Consider the following 20,969-nt stretch of genomic DNA (forward strand, 5'->3'; position numbering starts at 1 on the left):
CGACCCATGAGTTGCCCGACCAACACAGTCATTGACCCAGAGTAACCGCTATTGATAGCCTTCACGACGGTCCGACCCGGCTTCGCGCAGGCCCGTGGCGCGATGTTCGCAGTCGACAGTGGCGTCGCGGCGGCCACGCCGGGGCAACGGCCAGACCCGCAGACCACCCGTTGTGCAGGGGGTGCCCGTGGCCGATTCGCCCACGCCGACCACCGGGAAGCCCCGGAACGCGCAGATCCGACTGCATCTGCTCGGCGGTTTCCGGCTGACCCACGACGGGTCCCCGGTGGTGGTGCCGCGTGGCCTGCAACGGGTGATCGCGCTGATCGGGCTGCGCCCCGCCACGACCCGCACCCATCTGGCCGGTCTGCTGTGGCCGGAGAACACGGAGGAGCGGGCTCTGTCCTCGTTGCGCACCGCGCTGTGGCGACTGCGCCAGGACCCGTACTGCCCGTTGACCACCAGCGCGGACACGGTGCGTCTCGATCCGGCCGTACAGGTCGATGTCGACCGACTGGTCGACGTCGCCGCCCGGGTACGCGACGGACAGACCCCGACCGACGCGGCGGACAGTCTCGCCGCCGGCCGGCACGACCTGCTGCCCGGCTGGTACGACGACTGGGTGTCGACCGACCGGGAACGGTTGCGCCAACTCAGACTGCACATGCTGGAGCAGGTGGCCGGCCACCACCTGCGGGCCGGACGACACGGGGAGGCGCTGGACGCGGCCCTGGAGGCGATGGCCGCGGAGCCCTTGCGGGAGACCCCGCACCGGCTCATCGTGCGGATCCACCTGGCCGAGGGCAACGCCTTCGAGGCGGTGCACGCCTACTACGTCTACCGGGACCTGCTGCTGCGCGAGCTGCGGCTGGAGCCCTCCCCGGCGATGAGCGCCCTGCTCGACGAGACCCTGGAACCGATCCGGCGGGCCAGTCAGGCGGCCTCGGGGCCCTGCCGGCACCCGGCCATCCGGCCGACCCACCGGGGTGGCTGATCAGATGGCCCGACGTCACCGGATCGACCGCCGACGTTGACGGCCAGGTGACAGTCCCACCGGCAATGTGGCAGCTGTGCCCGGCCAGGCGGTCGGTGCGCGACCACCGGTGAGAGGGGACCGATGAGCAGTCGACTCGTTATCGTCAGCAGGATAATCCCGGGCGCGGAGGGGCGGGTGGCCCAGATCTTCACCGAGTCCGACGCGACCGAACTGCCCGGCCTGACCGGGATACGCCATCGGTCCCTGTACTGCCTGCACGACCTGTGCGTACACCTGATGGAGACCGACGACGTGGGGGCCGACGCCCTGGCCACGGCCCGCAACCACCCCCTCTTCCGCCAGGTCAACGAGCGGCTGTCCGCGCACACCTCGCCGTACCTGCCGACCTGGCGCTCACCCCGCGACGCCATCGCCAACTGCTTCTACCGCTGGGACAGCGTGGAGGTCCCGGCTCCCCGCCCGGCCAGCTGACCGGGCGCCGCCATGACCAACCGGACACCGCATGTCCTGATCATCGGGGCGGGCACCGGCGGACTCTGCCTGGCGCACGGGCTCCGTCGCGCCGGCATCAGCGTCGAGGTGTACGAGCGCCACCGCACCCGGGCGGACGGGCTGCTCGGCTACCGGGTGGGGATCGGCCCTACCGGCAGCCGATCGCTCCGTGACTGCCTGCCCCCGGAGCTGTTCGCCGTCTACCTGGCCACCTGCGCCCGGTCCCCGCGCTACTTCAACGTGGTGGACCAGCGGTTGCGGCCCACGGCCTCCTTCCCGCTGCGCCCGGACACCCATCCGGTCGACACGGAACGGTCCGTGGCGCGGATGACCCTGCGCCAGGTGCTGCTGACCGGACTGGAGGACGTGGTGCGTTTCGACCGCACCTTCACCCGCTACGACCAGCACGACGACGGCCACGTCACCGCCCACTTCGCCGACGGCGGCAGCGCCACCGGTGACCTGCTGGTGGCCGCGGACGGCACCCATTCCGCGGTACGCCGGCAGTACCTGCCGCACGCGGTGATCCGGGACGCCGGCACCATCAACATCGCCACCCGGATTCCGCTGACGGACGACACCCGGGCCCTGCTGTCCCCGGCGGTACAGCGGGGCATCACCCTGATCTTCGGCTCCGGCGGGGTGATGGGGGTGCTGCACGTGATGGAGTTCAAGTGGGACGCCGAGGGTCGACTCAAGCCGGAGATCGACCCGGCCGACGCGGCGTTGCTGGCCGACTGGCCCGGACTGCGGCACGACAGCACCCGCGACAACATCAACCTGGTGGTCTGGAGCACGGCCCGACGCTTCCCGGAGGACGTGCTGGATCGCCGAGGGTCGGAGTTGATCCAGGTGGCCCTGGACCTGACCACCAACTGGCATCCCCACCTGCGCGAGTTGTTCAGTCGGGCCGACCCCGACAGCGCTCTGCCGATCCGGGTGTCCACCTCGGAACCGGTGCCGCCCTGGCACAGCAGCACGGTGACCCTGCTAGGAGATGCCATCCACACCATGACCCCGGGCCGGGGGGTGGGGGCCAACACCGCGCTGCGGGACGCCAACCTGCTGCGCCGTCAACTGATGCTGGCCGCCGCCGGGGAGAAGTCCCTGACCCAGGCGGTGGCCGACTACGAGGCGGCGATGGTGCCGTACGGCTTCGCCCGGGTGGCCGACTCGCTGGCCCGCAGCGGCACCAGCGGGGACGACCGGATGTACAAGCCGGTCTTCGGTCGGGTGGCCCTGCTCGGCGCGCGGGGATACTTCCGGGTCACCAGCCGGGTGCCCCGGCTGCGACGCAAGTTCGTCGACGACTTCTACAGCTATCGCGGCGAGGAGGACTGAGCGACACATCGACACGTACCCCCGGTGCCCGAGGACGGGCACCGGGGGTCGACCGCTTCTCCACCCTCAGTTCCTCCCTCGGTACCCCCGGTAGCCCACTGTGGACCGGTATACGGACTGTTACCTGGCCTGCCTGTCGCCCGCGTCGTTGGTATGCGAAGCTTCGGCGTGTTTTTCTCGCGACGATCCGGACATGAACTTCAGGGAGGTTTGCCGTGATCGACTCCTTCGGCAGGTGGCTGATACTGCTCGTGGTGCTGCTGGTCGGCCTGGCAGCGGGTTGGGTGGTGCTGCGGAACCGGCGTGACGAACCCCCCTCGGCGAGCCCCACGACCGACCCGGCCTCCGGCCAGCCTGCCGCGGCCGAGCAGTCCAGCCCGAGCGGACAGCTCGCGTCGTCGGAGCCACCACCCAGCGTGTCCGCCGACCCGGTGGCCACCACCGCGGCCGACACCTCCCCCGCGACCAGTGACGACTCGAAGGCCACCCCGGCCGACAGCACGGCCACGATCGCCGAGCCGATCGCCACGATCGACGCCCCCGAGCCGACCGCCACGATCGACATCCCGGCCCCCCGCGCCACGACGGATGCCCCGGAGTCCGCCGCCACCGAGGACACCCCCGACCCGGTCGCAGTCACGGACACCCCGGAATCCGCCGCCACCCCGGAACCGGAACCGGCCCCGGCCACGGACACCGCCGAACCGGTCACCGTCACGGACACCCCCGAACCGGCTCTCGCCAGCACGGACGGCACGGAGCCGGCCGCCCCGGCGGTCAGCACCGCCGTGGCCGCCCCGCCGCAGCGGCGCAAGGCCGCCACCAAGGCCAGCAGCCCGAGCCCTGAGGCCGCGGCACCGGTGGCCGGGGACGACTTCCGGCGCATCCAGGGGGTCGGGCCGAAGATGGCCGCCGCCCTGCACGACGCGGGCATCCGGACCTACCGGCAGTTGGCGGAGTTGGACGAGGACACGCTGCGGAACACCATCAAGGGGGCCGGGCTGCGGGCCACCGCAAGCCTGCCCACCTGGCCCCAGCAGGCGAAGATCCTGGCCGCCCAGTCCGAGCCGACCGCCTGAGGGCACCCGCTGCCCGGCGTTCCGCCCGGGAAGAAGGACCACACCGCCGGTGCGGCGGCGCTGAATCACGGCGCCGCCGCACCGGCTTTTCGCGTACCGACGCTGGCCTCGACGTGGTGGTCGCGGCCCGCCCTCGTTAGCCGGAGAGCGCGGTTGGGTACATGGGCCGACACCCTGGCCATCACCCCCGACCGTGGAGGAAGTCATGCGCGGCACGTCGATATTCGGAGTCCTCGTGGTGATCTGGCTCGTCATCGGTGCGATCGCGGCCGGCCAGCGTGGCTACTACAGCGACGAGGAGACCAACTGCGCCGAGGTCGGCACCATCCTGGTGACCATCGCCGCCGGTCCGCTGAACTACGTAGGTGCCAACCCGAAGGTCGACTGCGAGTTGCCCGAGCCCTCGCAGTGACCGGATACGACGACGCCGCGTCCGGCCTCGTACCCTCCGATCGTCACGGATCGGGGCGGCGGGAGGCCGGGCGCAGCGTCGTCGTGGGTGGCGCTCAGCGGAAGCAGGACGCCACGAGAACCTTGCTGCCCAGGCAGTTGGTGGGGCCGTTCTCGACGATGACACTGTCATCGTCGATCTTGATCCGGGCCCGCTCGGCCAGGATTCCACCGGCCTTGACGGTGGACCGGTTGTCGACCAGCAGGCTGCGGTACACCGAGCCGGAGCCGGCCGTGATGAAGAGGCCGGCACCCTGTGACTTCTTGCCGACCGCCTCGTTGCCCCTGACCTCCGTGCCGCGTACCAGCAGGTTGGACTTGGCGGCGTAGACCCCGCCGCCGTTGCCGCGGGTGATGTTGCCGGTGATCACGCTGTCGTCGATCGGCAGCAGCCCCTGCACGGAGGAGATGCCGCCCCCGGCGACGGTGGCCAGGTTGTCCCGCACGGTCAGTTGCCCGAGCACCAGCACCGCGTCGGAGTTGGCCAGGCCGCCGCCGGTCTCGGCGCTGTTGCCGGCGACCAGGCTGTCGAAGACCTTGGTACGCGCCGAGAAGCTGGCCAGCCCGCCGCCCTGGCCGGCGTTGTTGCGGACGAAGGTGGAGGAGTAGACGTCCCCGGCGGCCCGGAAGTTGGCCAGTCCGCCGCCGTAGCTGACCGCGCTGTTGCGCCGGAACTCGGTCCGGTGCATGGTCATCACCCCACCGTTGAGCAGGCCCCCGCCCTTGCCCTGGGCGCCGGCGGCCCGGTTGCCGACCAGGGTGCTGTCGCTGATGCGCAGGTTGCCGTCGTTGAAGATGCCCCCGCCGCCACCCTCGGCCGACAGGGAGGTGCTGTTGGCGACCGTGACCCCTTCGACCACGGCGGTGGCACCGTGCACGATGTGGATGGCACCCCCCTCCGCCTTGGACCGGCCGTTGAGCAAGGTCACGTCGCGCAGGGTGAGTTCGCCGCCGTCGCGGACGGTGAAGAAGCGGAAGTCCTTCGCCTGGGCCCCCCGGGTGATGGTCGCCCCGGAGCCCTCGATGGTGATCGCGTGGTAGATCACCGGCAGTCCGGCGGTGTCGTGGGCCGGGTTGCGGGGCGGGGCCTCGGCGTCGCCGGGGTTCTCCGCGGCGTCGGCCGCCTCGCGGGCGTCCCGGATCCCCCCGTCGTACTCGTCGGGCTGCGCGAAGGCGTGGGTCAGGGTGTAGGTGCACCGCTCGGTCAGCCGCAGCAGGCCGCCCCCCTCGGCGTTGACCCGGACCAGGGCGGCGATCAGCCGGGCGGAGTCACAGGGCACCTGCACCGGCTTGTGCCGCGCGGGCCGTCCGTTGGCGGCGGGTGGCCGGGCGCTGGGATCCTCGTTCCGGCCTTCGGGGGAGGCGTTGTCCGGGCGCTGCCACCTGCCTCCCCGCTCGGCCGGTTCGGTGTCCCGGTGCGGCCCCTGGTCGGCCGGTTCGGTGTCCCGGTGCGGCCCCTGGTCGGCCGTCAGGGCGGCCGGTCGGGCCAGGTCCGGGGCCGGTAGGGGCCGGTCGGGGGGCGAGGCGGCGGCGCCGCCGAGGCCCGCCACCGCGGCCACCAGGCTGCCGGCGGCCAGCCCACCGGCCAGGGACCAGTGCGATCGCCGCCCGCGGCGGGCCGGTTGTCGGCCCCCAAGGTACGTGGACATGAGGTTCCTGCCTCTCGTGTGTGCGAAACAGAGGCCGCACCGAATCGGGCGCGGAGTGGCTGACCTCGCGACAGCCACCAGAGGCAACGTACGACCCCAAAGGGTCGAAATCCGGCATAGGTGAATAAGTACTCCTTTCGTCTTCATATCCGCCGTCATCGGCCCGGACCCGGCCGGTCACCGAGCTGGACCAGCCGGTCAACCGCCGACGTGGATGCCGGGGCGGCGCGCCGGGTCCGGCTCGGACTTGCGCAGGATCTCCCGGACCACCGGCGGGGTGTCCCCGCGCCCCAGAATCAGATACCGCAGCAGGTGGGCGATCGGATTGCCCTCGGACCACTCGAAGTGCGCGTGCGGGCGTACCCCGGTGGCGTCGCGCAGCGCCAGCAGGATCGCGGCGATGGCGTTGGGCACCGCCGGGCTGCCGGCGCGCAGCACCCGGTAGCCACCCACCTCGACCCCCCGCACCCGCAGTACGTGCCGGAAATCGGAGGGGTCCACCACGTCGATCTCCAGGAACAGCACGTCGGTGGCGCCCGGCACCGGGTTCTGCCCCCGCTGGGCCCGCTCCTTGATGGTGTACTCCTTGACCGCCCCGCTGCGCCGCTTGTGGGCGATCACGTGCAGCCGACCGTCGTTGGCCACCGAGTCGGCGATGAACCGCCGCGCCGCCTCGTCGAACTCCACCCGCTCCGCCCGCAGCTCCGTGGTCCGGCTGACCCGCGACACCAGGGACACCGCGATGATGCCGAGGATGAACAGCCCCGAGATGGCGATCCCGTCCGGCTTGGTCAGCACGTTCTCGGCCAGCGCGTACAGCAGGACCAGGGTGAGCAGGGTGAAGCCGACGGCGACGGCCCGCTGTCGGCGACCGACCGCGGCGATCGCCACCGCCACCGCGGCGGAGACCATCATGGCCAGGATCCCGGTGGCGTACGCCCCCGCCTGGGCGTCCACGTCGGCCCGGAAGACGACCGTCAGGCCGATGCAGATCAGGGTGTAGACGATGACCACCGGCCGGACCGCCCGGGCCCAGTCCGGAGCCATCCCGTACGACGGCAGATAGCGCGGCACGATGTTGATCAGGCCGGCCATCGCCGAGGCCCCGGCGAACCACAGGATCAGCACGCTGCTGAAGTCGTACACCGTGCCGAAGGCCTCCCCGACCTGCTCGTGGGCCAGGTAGGCCAGCGCCCGCCCGTTGGCGGCCCCGCCCGGCGCGAACTCCTCGGGTGGGATCAGCAGGGTGGTGACGAAGGTGGTCGACAGCAGATACACCGACATGATCAGGGCGGCGGCGGTGAGCAGGCGCCGGGTGTTGCGGATCCGGGCGGCCAGCCGGGCCGCCGGGTCCGGCCCCTCCCCGGCGACCAGGGGCATCATGCTCACCCCGGTCTCGAAGCCGGAGAGCCCCAGCACCAGCAGCGGAAACGCCAACGCCGCGGTCAACAGGACCTGGCCCGGGCCACCCCCGGCGGTCACCGCCCCGGTCCACTCGGTCAGCACCTGGGGATCTGCGGCGATCTCGCCCAGGCTGACGACCACGATCACCGCGTTCAGCGCCAGGAAGACCGCGACCAGGGGTACGGCGACCGCCACCGCCTCCCGGAAGCCGAGCAGGAACACCCCGCCCAGGATCAGCAGCAGCACCACGGTCACCACGACCGCGACCGTGCTGCCGCTGAAGGCCTCCGGCAGGTAGGGGTTCTGCAGCATGTGCACGGTGGCGTCGGCCGAGGAGAGGGTGATCGTGATGATCCACGAGGTGGCCACAAAGCCGAGCAGGACCAGTACGAAGATCTTGCCCCGCCAGAACGGCAGCAACCGTTCCAGCATGGCCACCGAGCCTTGGCCGTGCGGGCTGTCCCCGGCCACCCGGCGGTACATCGGCAGCATGCCGAACAGGGTCAGCGCCACGATCAGCAGGGTCGCCACCGGGGACAGCGCCCCGGCGGCCAGCGCCGCGATGCCGGGCAGGTACGACAGGGTGGAGAAGTAGTCGACCCCGGTCAGGCACATCACCCGCCACCAGGAGTGCGCCCGGGCCTGCCCCTCGGCGGTCTCCGGGCCGATCGGCTGCACCCGGTGCACGAGCAGCCAGCGACGCAACCGGCTCTGCGGTACGGCGGAACCGGGCTGGCGGATCGCCACCTGCTCGGGCACGGCTACCCGTCGCCCGGCCCCCTCCCCCGGTCGGGTCGGGTCGCGGGCGGCCCGCAGGGCGGGCTCAGGGGTGCCGGCGGCGGCCCTGCCCCGACGTTCCCGGCCACCCCGCCCTCTGCTCCCGTCCCCCATGGCCCCGCCCGCCCTCTCCCCACTCGCTGCCCCGACCGTAGGCGGTCGTCGACCACCACCTCGCCGGAACGGTCAAAGCGGGTCGGTACCCCCCTCGGGTACCGGGGTGAGGGCCCGGGCCAGGGCCTGCGGATCCGCGACGGTCACCGTCACCGCCGGGTGCCGCAGCCACCGGCCCGGCAGCAGGGCCGGCACCGGTCGCCCGAACCGTACGCAGACCCCCTGGGCGGTGCTGCTGCCGAAGGTGACCCCGATGTCGGAGGCCGACAGGTGCGGGCCGATGGCCCGCCACCAGCGGTACGGGCCGGTCGTCCGGACCCCCCACACGTTGTCCCGGCTGGTCCGCAGCCGCCAGGGACCGAACCGCACCGTCAGGTTCTCCGGGTCGACCTGCACCCAGGCGGTCGAGGGTCGGACCCCGAGCAGCGCCAGCAGGGGTCGCCACAGCGGATCGAAGCGGAAGCCGAAGCGCTGCCCGATCATCCGCGTCCTCCCCGGCCGACTCGGTCCCCCGGGCGGGCGGGACGGTTCGGGGCGGCCGGGCGAGGCCTGGGCCGGGTCGCGGGACGGCGCCGAGAAGCAGGGGTCATGGTCGCGGCGTACCCGTGAGGGGCCGACCGACACCCCCCCCGGGCCGGTCGACCCCGCACGCCCCCGGTGGTCCCGGTGGCGGACCGCCCCCGCGCTCCGCCCCACCGGGCGGGCGCGGGGACCCCCGCCCCCCGGCTACTGCAGAAGCGCCCCCAGGGGCGACAGCAGCAACCGGCCGAGCGCGGCGGCCGTCTCGTCGAGCCGCTTGCGTTCGCGTTCGTGTTGGCGCGGATCGTGGCGGCACCGCCAGATCCGCTGCGCGTTGCGCCAGGCGACGTCCCGGGTGTAGCCGATCAGTTCGCCCTGGTACCAGTCGTCGATCTCCCCGTTGAGCATGTCGATCAGCAGTTGCCAGCGCTCCAGGTAGCCCCGACGCAGGCTGGGGATCTTGTCCGCGAAGATCTTGTTGATCTCCAGGTAGTCGCGGTGCTGGTCGCTACCGTCGACCGGCTCGGACTCCAGGTGGTCGAAGGTGGTGACCAGGGCGAACGGCAAGTCGAAGTTGATGTGGGCGTTGACTCCGGCCGCCGCCGAGGGCAGCGGGCGGGCGTCCGGGCCCTGCATCCGCTCGAACAGGCAGGACCAGGCCTTGGGCGTACCCGGACTGGACTCGGTCCACAGCCGCAGCGCGTCGAAGTACCGGGCGGCGAACTCCACGTCCAGCCGGGCCAGGAAGGCCGGGTCGACGAACCGGTCGGCGTACAGGCCGTCCAGCACGCTGGTGGTGATGGTCAGGTACAGCTTGTTGAAGTCGGCCAGCGGGCAACTGTCCAGCAGCGGAGGCATCCGGACCAGCAGATCCTGCAACTTGGTCAGGTGGTCGACCACCGCCGGCACGTCCGCCGGGTGGTCGGCGAGCAGGTCCACGATGTCCCCGTGCACCGGCCCCCAGACCCGCTCACTCATGTCCCCTCCGCCCTGCTCGCCGCCCTGGTGCCGTGCGGCGCCAGGCTCAGCCTTTCAGGCGGATCACCCCGGTCACATCAGTAGAACTACGTATCCGAGACCTGCCCGCGACTACGTAGGTAGCTGGTGCTCGCCTGCACCCGGGTCCGGACCTGGAGCTTGTCGAAGATGTGCGAGACGTGCACCCCGATGGTGCGTTCGCTGATGAACAGCCGCTGGCCGATCTCCCGGTTGGTCAGCCCCTCGGCCATCGCGGCCAGCACCTCCAGCTCGCGGGGGGTCAGGGCGGCCAGAGCCGCGTCGCCCGGCCCGGCCGGGGACGGGTCGGGATCCTCAAGGGTCACCCGGGCCCGACCGGCCAGGGTACGGATCTCCTCGGTCAACGGCACCGCGCCGAGCCCCTGGGCCATCTCGTACGCCTGCCGCAGCAGCTTGCCCGCGGTCGCGGTACGCCGCCGACGGGTCAGCAACGCATCCGCCTGACGCAGTCGGGCGTACGCCGCCGGATAGGGATGGTTGCGCTGGTCCCACTCCGCAGCGGCCCGGGCCCACAGGTCCGGATCGGCCACCTCCAGCCGGCTGATCTCGGCGGCGCAGAGCACCAGATAACCGGAGATCACGTCGCGTACCTGCTGGGCCGCGCGCTCGCTCCGCTCGGCCACCCGGTCGGCGATCTGCCGCAACCGGCGCACCGCCTCATCGTCGACCGGCACCCGGTCGACCTTCGCCTCCGCCTCGGCACGCAGGCCGTGCCAGACCAGCACGACGAGGATGACCAGGTCGTCGGAGCGGGTCTCGGTCAACCCCCGCTGCACCGCGTGCCGGGCGACATCATGGCGGCGCTGCCACATGGCCAGCCCGGCCCGCAGGGTGAGCAGCGGAAAGACGTGTCGGGCACCCCCACCGGCCAGCATGGTGGCCACCGCGTCCAGGTCCCGGTCGGCCGCCTCGATGTCGCCGCAGCCGACCGAGAGACGGCAGCGGGCCAGCAGCAACTCCACCGCGTCGGTCCCGCTGGGGCGGTGCCGCAGGGCCGCGGCGACCACCTCCGCCGCCTCGGCCCACTGCCCCACCCGGAACAGCCCGTTGGTGGCGATGGCCAGCAGCCGGGTCGCGTAGCTGCGCCCCAACCCCAGCTCGGCCACCCGCTCGGCGCCCCGGCGGGCCACCACCACCCCCTCCTCCAGGCGGTTCAGCGGCCCGGTGAGCAACTCCGCCAGATGCAGGTAGGCCAGGGCGACGTCCTCCGGACGGCCGGCGGTCTCGGCGGTCGCCAGGGCCCGGCGCAGCACCGCCAACCCGGCGTCCGGATCCTGGCGGTACGCCTCGGAGAAACCCAGCGCCATGCTGGCCAGCACCAGCTCGGTGGTGGCCTGACCGGCGTGCTCGGCCAGGCTCAACGCCTCCTTGGCCCACTGGCCGGCGTCGGCGTACCGGCCCAGTTGCAGCAGCAGCTCGGCCAGGCGCGCGGCGGCCGTGGCCCGCTGCCGAGGGCTGCAGTCGGCGGCGTCCAGGGCACGCTGGTACTCCGCCTCGGCCAACGCCGAGCGACCCGCTGCGGCCAGGTAACGGGCCCGACGGATGTGCAGCTCACACTCGGGACGGTCGGTGTCGATCTCGGCCAGTCGTTCGAGCAGGGTCAGCGCGCGGGCGTACTCACCGCAGTGGTGGGCCGCTTCCGCCGCGTGCCCCAACAGCACCGCCCGCTCGGCATCGGGCAGGTCCTGGGACAGTTCCACCGCTACCGACCAGTGCCGGTGCGCCTCCGCGTAGCCGTACAGCCGCTCCGCCTCCTGGGCCGCGGCCATGGCCGCCGGCAGGGCCCGCTGTGGCTCGCCGGCCAACCGCCAGTGGTGGGCCAGCCGGGCCTGGTGCAACTCCCCCGGCGCCCCGGTCAGGGCCTCCGCGTAGCGGCGGTGCAGCACGGCCCGCTCGGCGGGCAGCAACTCGTCCTCCAGCACCTCGGCCACGAGGCGGTGCCGCAGGCGGTAGCCGTCCTGGGAGCCGACCACCAACCGGTGGGCCACGGTGGCCCGGACCGCCTCCAACAGCTCCTCTTCGGGCAGTCCCAGCACCTGGGCCAGCAGCCAGTGCTCGACCGGCTCCACCCCGACGGACACCGCGTGCACGACCCGGTGCGCCGGCTGAGGCAGCGCGTCCACCCGGGCCAGGAAGACCTCCCGCAGGGTGTCGGAGAGCCCGTCGCGGCCGTCGCGCAGATCGCGGGCCAGTTCCTCGACGACGAAGGGGTTGCCGCCGCTGCGCCGACACAACCGCTCCACCGCCTCGGGGGGCAGCGGCCGGCCCACCACCGCGGCGGCCAGTTGCTCGGCGGCGGCCCGGTCCAGCGGGGCCAGGTCCAGCACCTGCACCGACCGCAGCCGACGCAGCTCGGTGAGCACCCGACGCAGCGGATGCGCACCCTGCAGGGACTCCGAACGCACCGCCGCCAGCACCGACAGCTGAAGGTCACCGAGACCGGCCAGCAGGTACAGCAGCAACTGCCGGGTGGTCCGGTCCACCCATTGCAGGTCGTCGAGGACCAGCACCACCGGTCGGCCGTCGGCGATCACGCTGAGCCCTCGGGCGACCCGCTCCAGCAGGGCCCCCGCGCCGTCCGGGCCCGCGGCCTCGTCGGCGAACATCGCCAGCAGCGCCCGGACCGAGGCGGCGGCGGCCGGGGACAGGTCGGCGTCGAGGCGGCGCAACGCCTGCCGGAGCGGGTGCAGGGGCGAGGCGTCGCCGATGTCCAGACAGGAGCCGGTGAGCACCAGGGCACCCGCCTCGCCCAGCCGTCGGCCGAGTTCGCGCAGCAGCCGGGTCTTGCCAACCCCACTCTCACCGGTGAGGAAGACGGCGGCCGTGCCGGCCGGCGGCACGTCGTCGAGCAGCGCGGCCCGGGTCGCCGCCACCAGGTCGGCCCGACCGACGAGCGGTGTGCTGTCCACGTCGCTGGCCATGGCTCGCAGCCTAGTCACAGCCGCCGGTCGCCCTCTACCACCGCGGGAGCCTGCTCACCGCCCGCCTCCACATTGCGACCGACCGGTTTACGCAGGTCGGACATACGTCGTTCTGCCGATCCGCCGGTCAGACCCGCGATGGCAGTCTCCCCGGCAACGTCGACCCACATCTGCAGGAGAGGCGGGTGCGTCTCGATGCCCATGTCCACCATCGTCCGCGTATGCGGGTCGACCAGCCGAAGGCCCTGGTCGACGACCGAGGAGCGGCGGATCGTCACCGTGCTCTTCGTCGACATCGTCGGCTCCACCGAGCTGGTCGGCCGACTTGATCCGGAGGAGATCCGCACCCTGCAACGGGTCTACTTCGGCACGGTCGCCCGGATACTGCGCCGCTGGGACGGCGCGGTCGAGAAGTACGTCGGCGACGCCGTGATGGCCCTGTTCGGGGCACGGCACGGGGACGGGTGGCAGGCGTACCGGGCGGTGCGGGCCGGCCTGGAGATCCAGCAGGCCCTGGACCGCCGTAGCTCCACCCTGGCCTCCGGCCTGCGGGTGCGGGTAGGGGTGGCCACCGGCGAGGCGGTGGTGGACCTGGGGATCCGGCACGACGGTGGGCACGGGGTGGCCAGTGGCGCGGTGACCACCCTGGCCGCGCGGTTGCAGGGGTACGCGCCTCCCGGTGGGGTGGCGCTCTGCCCGGCCACCCACCGGGCGGTGCACGGCCTGATCGCCCAGCAGCCGGCCCCGGCGGTGACCGTGGCCGGCCGGGCCGCCCCGATCGAGATCTGGCACGCCACCGGCACCCTGCGTCCCACCCCACCCCCGGCCGAGGTGCCCCTGTTGGGCCGGGTCCGGGAGCTGGCCACCGCCCAGGACCACCTGACCCGGGCGGTACGCGGACACGGCCCCCGGGGCCTGCTGCTGACCGGTGCGCGCGGGTCCGGCCGCAGCCGGTTGCTGGGTGAGCTGGTCCGCCGGGTCACCACGGTGGACGGCAGGCCGATCCGCTGGTGCGTGACGGCCTGTCCCCCGTACCCGGACGGTCCCCTGACCCCGGTGGTGGACCTGCTGCGCGGGCTGGCCGGGGTCCGGGACACCGACGACCCCGCGACCGTACGCCACCGCCTGTCCACCGCCCTGCACGGTCAGGTGTCGCCGCAGCGCCTGGCGGCTACGGCGGAGGCGGTGACCGGGGCAGCCGGCAGCACCGGGGCCCGGGCGGCGGCCTGCTGGCGGGAGGTGCTGCTGGACCTGGCCCGACGACAACCCGTGGTGGTGGCCGTCGACGATCTCGACCGGGCCGCACCGGCCCTGCGACACCAACTGGATCTGCTGCTGGACCAGGCCTCGGCCGGGGGTCTGCCGTTGGCGCTGGTGGCGACCGGCACCGAGCAGGTGACCGGGCGGGCCCGGGTGCGGTTGCGTGCCCTGGACCCGGTGACCACCGGCCGGCTGCTGCGTCGACTGCTGCGCCGGGCGGGACGGCCGATCGCCCTGGTCCCGCACCTGATCCCCCTGGTCGGCGGCAACCCCGGACACGCGGTCGCGTACGTGGAGGCCCTGGACTCCGACACCTCGGCCCCGGCCGTACCGGAGAGCGTGCGGAGGGTGGTCGACGCCCGGCTGGACCGGCTCGACGATCCCCTGCGGGTGGCCCTGCTGGCCGCCACCGTCTCGACCCACCGCTCGGCGGCCCGGCTGGCGCACACGGTGGGTTGGTCGGTGCGGCGGGCCCAGGGGGCGCTGTGTGCCCTGGCCGTGGCGGGGCTGCTCGTGGCCCTGCCGACCGGCGGGTACCGGTTGGCCGATCCCGTGCTGGGTGAGGTCGCCGCCGCCCGGCTGACCCGCAGGCTGCGGGCCACCTTCGCCCGCCGGGCCGCCACGGCCACCGTGGACCAGCCGGAGGAGGGGTACCGGCCGACACCCTCCTCGGTCGCCACCCCCGCCCGGCGGTGGCGGTCCGGCAGTGGTCCGCGGGCAGCCGGTGCCGCACCGGCCCGGCCGGGTGGATCAGCCTGGCTGGCCGGCGACCGCCCCGGCGCTGTCCTGCCTCGGCACCGACGCGTCGTCGCCGACCGCAGTCGGGCCCAGGGCTCGGCTGTGGCCCCGGAACTCGGCCACCACCTGCCCGTTCGCGCGGGTCACCGTGACGTCGTAGATCCCGCTGCGCCCGTACCGGGTGCGCTCGGTGGCACGGGCCAGCAGCAGGTCACCCTCGAAGGCCGGGCGGACGAAGGTGATCTCGCCACCGGCGGCCACGGTCACCGGTCCGTGACTGTTGCAGGCCAGGGCGAAGGCGGTGTCGGCGAGCAGGAACACGAAGCCGCCGTGGGCGATGCGGTGTCCATTGACCATCTCGGGGGTGATCCGCATCCGGGCCACCGCGGCACCCTGCGCCGCCGTGATCAACTCAATGCCGAGCCGGTTCGAGGCGACATCGGCTTCGAACATCTCATGCGCGGCGGTGCGCTGCGGTTCCACCTGACTCCTGAGGCCGTGCGGTCGGGCGGACCCCGCCCGGGGACGACCATGTTATCGCCGGTGGCAGGGGCCGCCGGCACCCGCCGACGGCCCCAGGATCAGCGCCCTGCCACCTGGCCGCCCTCTCCGCCGCCGACTTCACCGAGGTCGGCATCCTCTGGCGGGCCGGCCCCGACGCCGCCGTGGTCGCCGTCCGCTGACCCACCGATCCTGGTACGAAAGCGCCCCGGCAGCGGCGGTTTCGTACCAGGATCTCGACTCAGCGGGGCGGGCGGGCGGCGGGGACCAGGGCCAGGGTGGGCAGCAGGAGGATCGGCACGACCAGCAGGGCGTGCAGGGTGCCCACCCGGTCGCCGAGCAGGCCCAGCAGGGGTGGCCCGGCCAGGAAGGCGGTGTAGCCGATCACCGCCACCACACTGACCCGGACGTGGGCGTGTTCCTCCTCGTCGGCGGCGGCGCTCATGCCGACCGGGAAGCCCAGCGAGGCCCCCAGGCCCCACAGCAGCACCCCGAACACCGCGACCGGGCCGGAGCCGGCCAGCACCGCCAGGGCGGCCCCGACGATGGCGAGCCCGATGGTGGCGGTCAGCACCGGCCCTCGCCCCCACCGGTCCAGGGCCACCGTGCCGAGGGTGCGACCCACCGTCATGCCGACCACGAAGAGGCCGAAGACCGCCGCTCCGGCCGCCTCGCTGAAGCCGTACCCGTCGATGAAGGCCACCGCCAGCCAGTCGTTGGCGCTGCCCTCGGCGAAGGCCACCGCCAGCACCAGCAGACCGATGAGCAGGGTGCGGGGCTCCCGCCAGGCGGCGAACAGGCGGCGGCGACGGTCCGCCGGAGTGCTGGGCTGCGCCTCCGGCTCGACCGCCAGGAAGGCCCGCGCCCCGAACAGGGTGCCGACGAGCACCAGGGCGGCCAGGACGCTGAGGTGTGCCCCGATCGGCACCCCCAGCCGGGCCGCCAGCGCCCCGATCCCGGCACCGGCCACCCCACCCAGGCTCCAGGCGGCGTGGAAGCGGGGCAGCACCGTACGCCCCAGCCGCCGTTCGACGGCCGCGCCCTCGATGTTCATCGCCACATCGCAGCTGCCGGAGCCGTACCCGAGGCCGAACAGGCCCACGGCCACTCCGGCCAACGAACCGAGCACGCTTGCCGACACCCCGGCGATGGCCAACCCGACCGTCAGGATCAGGGTGGACAGCATCACCGCGCGGGCCGTGCCGAGGCGCTGGGTGACCAGGCCGGCGGTAGGCATGGCCACGATGGAGCCGGCGGACATGGCCAGCAGGAGCAACCCCAGGCGCCCGGGGGTCAGGTCCAGACCGTCGCGGACCGCCGGCACCCGGGCGAACCAGGTGGCCACGGCCAGCCCGTTGAGGGCGAACACCACGGCGACACCGTTGCGGGCGGCCAGCACGGCGCGGGACGGGCCGGAACCGACCGGCGGGGCCGTGGGGATGGCGCTGGGATCCACGTGTTCGCGTTCCTCTCCTGGTGCTGACCTTCGCCACGATCCCACACCTGGGAGCGCTACCAGAACAATCCTCCCCGGTCCTTACCGACCAGCCCTGCGGCGAGGCATGATGCGCTCGAGACACCAGCACGACACCAGCACGACGGCACCGGACAGGCAACGGGGAGCACATCATGACGACAACACGACGGCAGGCCACCCTGGAGGATGTCGCCCGTGCGGCCGGGGTGTCCCGGTCGACGGCCTCGCGGGTCCTCGCCGAGAGCGGCTTCGCCTCACCGATCGCCCGACAGCGGGTGCGCGACGCCGCCGACCGGCTCGGCTATGTGCCCAACCCGGCGGCCAGGGCGCTGGTCCGGGGTGCCGGCGTACGCCTGCTGGTGGCGGTGGCCGGCGCCTCGCCGACTGTGCTCGACGACAGCTACCTGGACCAGGTGGTCAGCAGCACCGCGCAGGTCTGCGCCCCGTACGGGCTGGGGGTGACGGTGGCGTGGGTGCCGCTGGACCAACCGGGACAGCTCGCCCGGCTGGCCGACGATCGTGCGGTGGCCGGTCTGCTGCTGGTCAACACCACGGAAGCGTTGCTCGATGTGGTGCCGCGCCGTCTGCACGGGCGGACCGCCTCGATCGGCATCGGTTCGACGGCCGTACCCTCGGTGGACATCGACAACGGCGGCGGCACCAGCGCGATCGTCCGCCACCTGTACGCCGCCGGCCGTCGGCGGATCGCGATGGTGACCGGCCCGGCCTGGCTGGCCTGTTCCCACCGCTCTGTAGAGGCTTACCGGGACGTGCTGCGGGCGGCCGGCCTGCCGATCCGGGAGGTGGCCGGGGACTTCAGCGTGGCGCGCGGCCGGCAGGCCGCCCGGGAGGTGCTGCACCGCTGGCCGGACACCGACGCGATCGTCGGGGTCAGCGACGCGACCGCGCTGGGGGTGATCGACCAGTTACGGGTCGACGGGGTACGGGTGCCCGCCGACATCGCGGTGACCGGGTTCGACGACATCCCGCTGGCCTCGGTGACCGCCCTGACCACGGCGAGCCATCCGGTGCGGCGGATCGCCAAGGCGGCCGCGAGCATGGTGCTGGAGCAGCGTCCGGCACCGCCGGTGACCCTGTTCCCGTCGTCGCTGGTGCTACGCGAAACCGCCTGAGCCTCGGCACACCGCTCAGCTGGTGAGGGCCCGCAGCAGGTCACGGACGGCGGCGCCGAGCTCGGCGCGGCTGGCCTCGGTACCCGGCGGGGGCGCGTCGAGCGCGCCGGCACCGACCAACCGGTCGAAGAGCAGCCCGTCGACGAACGCGACGAACTGACGGCCCTGCCGGCGTGGATCCGGGGCGCCGGCCCGGGTCAGCAGGTCCTCCGCCTGAGCCCGCAGCACCGTGCCGTGTCCCAGGATCGTCCGCAGCTTCGGCCGGTACCCGACCGGACGGCCCTGCGCAGCATGGCACGTCATGCCGACTGGCGACCTCCGGCGATCACCTGAGCCCCGAACCCTTCAGAATATCGATTCATGCGCCTTGCGCCCTCGGCTGAATGTGACTGACCATCGGTAAGATCGGCGACTTGCTTATGACTGATCGCTGACTGATGGCTCGGCCGGAAAGCGCACACACTGTGCCCATGAGAAGTAGGAGAGGGCGCAGCAGGACACTCCAGGGTGTCGCGTGCCTGGTCCTGCTGGCGGCCCTTTCCGGCTGCATGCAACTCAATATCGGGCTGACCGTCAAGGCGGACGACACGGTCAGCGGGCAACTCCTGCTGACCGCCGAGCGCAAGGTCCTGACCTGGAACAACCAGACCGTCGAGCAGGGGTTCGCCGACCTTCGGCAGAACATCCCCGCGCTGCCGCCCGGCCCCGAAACGCCGTATGCGACCGACACCCACTTCGGTTTTCAGATCAACTACCGGAATGTGCCGCTCGATCAATTCGACAGCGAAAGCCTGCGCATCGTCCGGGCGAACGACCGATACGTCTTCACCCTGCCGCTTGATCCGAAAAAGTACGGCGGGAAAGTGGCCGAGCAGGACCCGGAGAATCAAGCCAGATTCATGTCGTTGATGTCTTTCGAGATCGCCGTGACCTTCCCCGGCCGCGTTCTCGACGTCAACGCCGGCGGCCAGGTCAACGACCGGACGGTGACCTGGCGGGTCAACCCCAACGAGCCCAAGCCGGCCGAACTACGTGCCGTGGCCGAGGCGCCACCCCGACCCTCCGCCGCCGCGGACACCGACGCCACCGGCGGGCTGCCGTGGCTGCTCATCGCCGCCGGCGCGGTGGTGCTGCTGCTCGGCGCCCTGCTGGTCGTCCTGCTGCTGCGCCGCCGCGCAACCGGCGACTCGACCACGGCCACCGAAGCCACCCGCAGTGGGGCCGGCGAAGTGACCACGGCCACCGACGGCGGTGGGGCCGGTGACGCCACCACGGCCGTCGAACCCACTGACGGTGCGCCCGCAGCCACTCCGGCCGCGCCGCGCACCACGATTCCCGGTCCGCCGGGTGCCGGCTGACCTGGCCGGCTGCCGCCCGCCCGGACGGACGGACGGACACTCTCCTCCCCACCCCGCACCACCCGATCGAAGGGAGATCGGCGATGAACGATCTCTTCACCTGGGCCGCGCTGGGCAGCCTAACCGGCGCGAGCGCCGCTACCCTGCTCACCACGAACGTCATCGGGGGCCTGATCGGCCCCAGCGCCGACACAGCGCGCAAGTGGATAGCGCTGGGCATCGCGCTCGCGCTGTCGTACCTCACCGCGGCCTTCGCCACCGACGCAGGCTCGGAGAAGTGGATCATCGCGTTCTTCAACGGGCTGGTCATCTTCTCCGCCGCCCTCGGCATCAACCAGTTGCCCCCCGGCAACCGGCAGGCGACCCCGATCCAACTGGCGCAGGGCAACGAGCCCCGCTTCATCCGCTCCTGGGCCTGAACGGAGCAGGGTCATGGTCTTCGGCATCATCAGCGCCGCCGTGCACGTCGCCGCCGGGGCGGTGTTCGGTCACCTCGTCGGCGGCATCGTCGGGCTGCTCGTCGGCGCCACCCTGGGCCTGCTGGTCGGTGGGGTCTTCGGCTGGGCGATCGCGTCGGCCCAGGTCTACGGACCGGACCCGCGAGGGGTGTTCCTGTTCGTGGTCGACCACACCTGGAGCCTGCCGAACACCGGCGTCGGCGCGCTCTACCTCGCCGTACACCTGCTGTTCGGTCATTCCCTGGACCGCACCACCTCCGCGCACAGTTGCCGGGTGAACGTCCTGGAGGGGGTCTCCCCCCGGTACGCCACCACCCTCGGCACGGTCTGCGCCGGGTCCGGGCCGGGCATCCAGCGGCACGAGGACGTGCACATCTTCCAGGCCCGGCTGCTCGGGCCGCTCTACATCCCGCTGGTCGTGGCCAACTACGTGCTGTTCACCATCGCCCCGGTGTGGCTGCTCTACCACGACCACGCGGGCGCGCCGATCAACCGGTTCACCCGGTACTTCGAGATCGGGGTCTACCCGCACGTGTGGAACGAGGCCATCGCGTACCGCATTCAGGGGACCCCACCGCGATGAGCGGGCCCGGTCCGATCGAAGGCGCCACAGCCGACCTGGCGGGGTGGCTGACCGGGGCGGCGGGCGACGCCGTCGCGGTCGGCCCACCCGGGCCGGACAGCGACCCGACCGGGCTGACCCTCTGGCCGCTGGAGCTGCGACCGGCCCGGCAGACCCGGGGCACCGGTGCATCGGAGCCCTACCGGTTCACCGTCCGCTACCTGCTCGCTGCGGGTGGGCCGCAGGCCCTGGCGGCGCTGGACCGGGTGCTGGTGGCGACCACCACGAGCGGCCACACCCTGACACTGGAGGCCGGCGACCCGGCACTGTGGACGACCTTCGGTACCCCGCCCCGACCGGCGCTGCTGATCGACGTGCCGGTCCAGGTCACCCCGGAGCGCCGGCCGGCCGCGCCGGTCCTGCACCCCCTGCGGCTGCGCCAACTGGACATGCTGACCTTCGACGGCCGGGTGGTCGGCCCGGCCGCGCAGCCACTTGCGGCCATGCGGGTAGAGGTCGTCGGTCAGGCGTACGCGACCCGCACCGACTCCGCCGGCCGGTTCCGGATCGTCGGGGTACCCCACGACCCCGAGAGCCCCGGCCCGGTACGGCTGCGACTCACCGGCCGGGGTCAGGTGCTCACCGCCGAGGTCGACCCGACCGAACCCGACATCGTCATCGTCTGCGCCCCACCGGCCCACTGATCCACCGACACCCGATTC

The 20,969-nt window shown here is 72.9% G+C and carries 18 protein-coding genes and 2 pseudogenes; 11 read left to right on the forward strand and 9 right to left on the reverse strand.

The genetic code is table 11. The annotated features are described in order from the left end of the window. Positions 1-187: 187 nt before the first annotated feature. The 5 genes from ABZ795_RS22055 (at position 188) to ABZ795_RS22075 (ending at position 4,321) form a co-directional block, all read left to right on the forward strand. Positions 188-994, forward strand: a complete 807-nt coding sequence (locus ABZ795_RS22055) for a BTAD domain-containing putative transcriptional regulator (protein WP_357531684.1) — start codon at positions 188-190, stop codon at positions 992-994. A 123-nt stretch (positions 995-1,117) separates the two neighbouring features. Beyond that, the gene (locus ABZ795_RS22060; RefSeq protein ID WP_357531685.1) at positions 1,118-1,468 is read left to right on the forward strand and encodes a TcmI family type II polyketide cyclase; all 351 of its coding nucleotides are present in this window, start codon (positions 1,118-1,120) and stop codon (positions 1,466-1,468) included. A gap of 12 nt (positions 1,469-1,480) precedes the next feature. Next, positions 1,481-2,830: an FAD-dependent monooxygenase gene (locus ABZ795_RS22065; RefSeq protein ID WP_357531686.1), complete on the forward strand. Its 1,350-nt coding sequence runs from the start codon at positions 1,481-1,483 to the stop codon at positions 2,828-2,830. 215 nt (positions 2,831-3,045) lie between these two features. Beyond that, positions 3,046-3,909 (forward strand): helix-hairpin-helix domain-containing protein, encoded by an 864-nt coding sequence (locus ABZ795_RS22070; RefSeq protein ID WP_357531687.1) that lies wholly within the window; start codon positions 3,046-3,048, stop codon positions 3,907-3,909. Between the two features lie 205 nt (positions 3,910-4,114). Further along, on the forward strand, positions 4,115-4,321 hold the full coding sequence (locus ABZ795_RS22075; RefSeq protein ID WP_327025391.1) for a hypothetical protein: 207 nt from the start codon (positions 4,115-4,117) through the stop codon (positions 4,319-4,321). A 94-nt stretch (positions 4,322-4,415) separates the two neighbouring features. Here the strand turns inward: ABZ795_RS22075 and ABZ795_RS22080 are convergent, their stop codons facing one another. The 6 genes from ABZ795_RS22080 to ABZ795_RS22105 all read right to left on the reverse strand — a co-directional run bounded on the left by ABZ795_RS22080 (position 4,416) and on the right by ABZ795_RS22105 (position 13,056). Continuing rightward, positions 4,416-6,008, reverse strand: coding sequence for a hypothetical protein (locus tag ABZ795_RS22080; protein ID WP_357531688.1), 1,593 nt, complete (start codon positions 6,006-6,008; stop codon positions 4,416-4,418). A gap of 198 nt (positions 6,009-6,206) precedes the next feature. Next, positions 6,207-8,303 (reverse strand): amino acid transporter, encoded by a 2,097-nt coding sequence (locus ABZ795_RS22085; RefSeq protein WP_357531689.1) that lies wholly within the window; start codon positions 8,301-8,303, stop codon positions 6,207-6,209. A gap of 72 nt (positions 8,304-8,375) precedes the next feature. Then, positions 8,376-8,786 carry a hypothetical protein gene (locus ABZ795_RS22090; RefSeq protein ID WP_357531690.1) on the reverse strand — a complete coding sequence of 137 codons (411 nt, stop codon included), beginning with the start codon at positions 8,784-8,786 and terminating at the stop codon, positions 8,376-8,378. Between the two features lie 243 nt (positions 8,787-9,029). Further along, entirely contained in the window at positions 9,030-9,800 is a 771-nt protein-coding gene (locus ABZ795_RS22095; protein WP_327025387.1) for a DUF5995 family protein, read from the reverse strand. An 86-nt stretch (positions 9,801-9,886) separates the two neighbouring features. Next, a complete protein-coding gene (locus ABZ795_RS22100) occupies positions 9,887-12,760 on the reverse strand; it encodes an AAA family ATPase (RefSeq protein WP_357531691.1) in 2,874 nt (957 codons plus the stop codon). A 14-nt stretch (positions 12,761-12,774) separates the two neighbouring features. Next, the gene (locus tag ABZ795_RS22105; RefSeq protein WP_357531754.1) at positions 12,775-13,056 is read right to left on the reverse strand and encodes a hypothetical protein; all 282 of its coding nucleotides are present in this window, start codon (positions 13,054-13,056) and stop codon (positions 12,775-12,777) included. Between ABZ795_RS22105 and ABZ795_RS22110 the strand changes: the two are divergent. Beyond that, positions 12,962-14,122, forward strand: a pseudogene (locus tag ABZ795_RS22110) (adenylate/guanylate cyclase domain-containing protein); the annotation flags it as partial. The gene ABZ795_RS22105 and the pseudogene ABZ795_RS22110 sit on opposite strands and share 95 nt — an antisense overlap. Positions 14,123-14,848: 726 nt before the next feature. Here the strand turns inward: ABZ795_RS22110 and paaI are convergent. Then, a pseudogene (gene paaI, locus ABZ795_RS22115) lies at positions 14,849-15,211 on the reverse strand (hydroxyphenylacetyl-CoA thioesterase PaaI); the annotation flags it as partial. A 289-nt stretch (positions 15,212-15,500) separates the two neighbouring features. Continuing rightward, entirely contained in the window at positions 15,501-16,700 is a 1,200-nt protein-coding gene (locus tag ABZ795_RS22120; protein WP_357531751.1) for an MFS transporter, read from the reverse strand. A gap of 188 nt (positions 16,701-16,888) precedes the next feature. On the opposite strand from ABZ795_RS22120, the gene ABZ795_RS22125 reads away from it, so the two are divergent. Then, positions 16,889-17,869: a LacI family DNA-binding transcriptional regulator gene (locus ABZ795_RS22125; protein WP_357531692.1), complete on the forward strand. Its 981-nt coding sequence runs from the start codon at positions 16,889-16,891 to the stop codon at positions 17,867-17,869. Between the two features lie 15 nt (positions 17,870-17,884). Here the strand turns inward: ABZ795_RS22125 and ABZ795_RS22130 are convergent, their stop codons facing one another. Next, complete coding sequence (locus ABZ795_RS22130) at positions 17,885-18,172, reverse strand: hypothetical protein (protein ID WP_357531693.1); 288 nt, start codon at positions 18,170-18,172, stop codon at positions 17,885-17,887. A gap of 167 nt (positions 18,173-18,339) precedes the next feature. Between ABZ795_RS22130 and ABZ795_RS22135 the strand changes: the two genes are divergently transcribed. The 4 genes from ABZ795_RS22135 (at position 18,340) to ABZ795_RS22150 (ending at position 20,951) form a co-directional block, all read left to right on the forward strand. Next, positions 18,340-19,227 carry a DUF3153 domain-containing protein gene (locus ABZ795_RS22135; RefSeq protein WP_357531694.1) on the forward strand — a complete coding sequence of 296 codons (888 nt, stop codon included), beginning with the start codon at positions 18,340-18,342 and terminating at the stop codon, positions 19,225-19,227. Between the two features lie 83 nt (positions 19,228-19,310). Further along, positions 19,311-19,646, forward strand: coding sequence for a hypothetical protein (locus tag ABZ795_RS22140; protein ID WP_357531695.1), 336 nt, complete (start codon positions 19,311-19,313; stop codon positions 19,644-19,646). 13 nt (positions 19,647-19,659) lie between these two features. Further along, complete coding sequence (locus tag ABZ795_RS22145; protein WP_357531696.1) at positions 19,660-20,268, forward strand: glycine zipper family protein; 609 nt, start codon at positions 19,660-19,662, stop codon at positions 20,266-20,268. Continuing rightward, the gene (locus tag ABZ795_RS22150; protein WP_357531697.1) at positions 20,265-20,951 is read left to right on the forward strand and encodes a carboxypeptidase-like regulatory domain-containing protein; all 687 of its coding nucleotides are present in this window, start codon (positions 20,265-20,267) and stop codon (positions 20,949-20,951) included. The genes ABZ795_RS22145 and ABZ795_RS22150 overlap by 4 nt, the downstream gene beginning before the upstream one ends. Positions 20,952-20,969 lie beyond the last annotated feature (18 nt).

Source organism: Micromonospora sp. NPDC047134, assembly GCF_040643455.1.
Lineage (GTDB): Bacteria > Actinomycetota > Actinomycetes > Mycobacteriales > Micromonosporaceae > Micromonospora.